The 2,572-nt window shown below is 41.1% G+C and carries 1 protein-coding gene and 1 pseudogene; both read left to right on the forward strand.

Features of this window, described 5'->3' with window-relative positions; translation table 11 throughout:
* The first annotated feature begins 152 nt into the window (after nt 1-152).
* Nucleotides 153-923, forward strand: a complete 771-nt coding sequence (locus G4P69_RS35710; RefSeq protein WP_208345046.1) for an SDR family NAD(P)-dependent oxidoreductase — start codon at nt 153-155, stop codon at nt 921-923.
* A 691-nt stretch (nt 924-1,614) separates the two neighbouring features.
* A pseudogene (locus G4P69_RS35715) lies at nt 1,615-2,572 on the forward strand (ATP-binding protein); the annotation flags it as partial.

Raw genomic sequence — 2,572 nt, forward strand, 5'->3', positions numbered from 1 at the left:
AGGTGATTTCCAAGAAAGAAAATACCTGGGGAATGCGAGTTTCGACTTCGCTCAACTCGCGATCTCTCAGTTGGTTGAGCGAAGCCGAAACCAACTAGGGTGGTATATTTATTCCTGTAAATCACCTAAAATCTCTTAAAGGTTAAAAGGTGATGTCTTTTATTGATGAAATGAATCATACCAATTTATTGATTGTGGGAGCAAGCCAAGGGATTGGTTTGGGTTTTGTGCGAAAGATATTGCAAGATAGTAGAGTTGCTAAGGTTTATGCAACCTATCGTCAGCCAGAGTCTGCGTCTGAGTTGCTGGATCTCAAAGACGAATATTCTGATCGATTGGTTTGTCTTTCGGTTGATATTACCAACGAATCACAAATTGCTCAATGTGTTGAGCAGATACGTGCTGAGGTTGATAAGCTTCATTTGGTTATTAACTGCGTAGGAATTTTGCATGAAGGTGATATACAACCAGAAAAAAGCTTAAGACAGATCAATCCAGATTATTTACTGCGCTATTTTCAGGTTAACAGTATTGGGTCTGTGCTACTAGCTAAGCACTTATTACCGCTATTGCGTCATAAGGAGCGCAGTGTTTTTGCTAGTATTTCCGCTAAGGTTGGTAGTATTGGAGATAATAAGCTCGGCGGATGGTATGGCTATCGTGCTTCTAAGGCTGCATTAAACATGTTTATGAAAACGATAGCGATTGAGTATGGTAGAAGTAGCCCCAAAACCTTGGTGGTCATGCTACACCCTGGTACGACTGACACAGATCTTTCCCGTCCTTTTCAGAGAAGTGTTCCTGCTGATAAATTATTTTCTGTGGAACGTACTGTTACCCAACTGTTGGCTGTGATCGAACAGCTTGAGGAAGGTGATAGCGGACAGTTTTTTTCATGGGATGGTAGTCGATTGCCTTGGTAAAATTAAGATAAAACAAATTGAGAGCATACATTATGTATAGAAATTGTACATTTTGGTTGTGTTTCAATAACACAAAATCCCATAATAGGTCAATCTATCAACCTAGATATTTTGAATTCTGGAGGTTAAGATATGATTGATAAAGTAAACATTAAGACTCTGTAGGTTGGGTTGAACGCTCGTGTTACCCAACAAAATCCTAAAAATGTTGGGTTTCGTTCCTCAACCCAACCTACGCAAATTAAAGGTTTTTGGTGCTAACGAGGCGTAAGATTTACTTTATAAATAGCCTCTAAGAAATCAATTAAGCAACAGCACCAAGATTTTTGATTCTGTTGGGATAATCTAAGTTTATTAATAATACAACTTTTGGAAGACAGTTAAAAATAGTCTTTTCCATTATATTAAAAGTCAACTTGTTACATCTAAGAACATAAAAAATTTGCAACAGAACCACATAAAACAGTTCAAAATAAAGAAGCACCAATCGTTGGGATGACATGCAATACTGCTCGGATAAGAATTTTTGTAGGTTGGGTTAAACGCTCGTGTTACCCAACAAAATCCTAAAAATGTTGGGTTTCGTTCCTCAACCCAACCTACATTAAACTTAACTTTTTGCCTTAACCGAGCAGTATTGGGATGACATGTTATTAAATGTAGCTTTCCCCTGAAAGGAGGTCTCATAGTTGTGAAGGATTCAGCAAGTCCAAACGTGCTTCAAAACTTGTTTACGGGTGACGGAGAAATGTGTAGGCTGATGAGATCCCATGACTGGGGAGCCACATCAGTTGGACCTGTTGAAACTTGGTCGCAAAGCTTAAAAACTGCTATTCGCATTATTCTAGGATCGCGCTACCCAATGTTTGTTTGGTGGGGAAACGGTTTAACCAATTTCTATAACGATGCTTATATTCCTGTTCTTGGTAAGCGCCATCCTCAAGCTTTGGGACAACCAGCTTGTGTAGTTTGGGCGGAAATTTGGGATATTCTTGGAGCGCAGGCAGAAGCTGTTTTGACTAAAGGACAAGCTTCCTGGAATGAGGAACTTTTACTCGTCATGGAGCGCAATGGTTACACGGAAGAAACCTATTTCACCTTTTCCTATAGTCCTGTTATGGAGGACTCTGGCGAAATTAAAGGGGTGTTTTGTGCTTGTACAGAAGATACGCGACGGGTGTTGAGCGATCGCCGCATACGAACGTTAAGAGAACTCGCTGCTGCGACAACAGAAGCCAAAACAGCAGAAACAGCTTGCGAGCTTTCTGCGCGATCGCTATCGCAAAACTCCCATGATTTACCATTTGCCTTGATTTATTTACTTGATGAGACTCGAAATCAGGCGCGATTGGTGGGGACAACTGGCTTAGCTCCAGGAACATTCGCCAGTCCAGAAATTGTAGAAATTGGCAATCCCAGCAGTGATGTGTGGAAGTTTAGCTCAGTGACGAGCGGTAAAAGTCTCTTAATAAATCCAATACCAAAGAAATTGGGGTCACTTCCGGGTGGTCCTTGGCCTGAATCTCCAACTCGTGCTGTGGTGCTTCCTCTCTCAGCTTGTGGACAAGATAGTGAGAGCGGATTTTTGGTGGCTGGGGTCACTCCTAGAAGAGAATTTGACGACGATTATCAGGGTTTTTTTGACTTAG

Source organism: Aetokthonos hydrillicola CCALA 1050, from assembly GCF_017591665.1.
In the GTDB taxonomy this organism is placed as follows: Bacteria; Cyanobacteriota; Cyanobacteriia; order Cyanobacteriales; family Nostocaceae; genus Aetokthonos; species Aetokthonos hydrillicola.

Bases quoted from the DNA above. Each gene is read 5' to 3' on its own strand.
- G4P69_RS35710 (WP_208345046.1), top strand. From the start codon at position 153: ATGTCTTTTATTGATGAAATGAATCATACCAATTTATTGATTGTGGGA.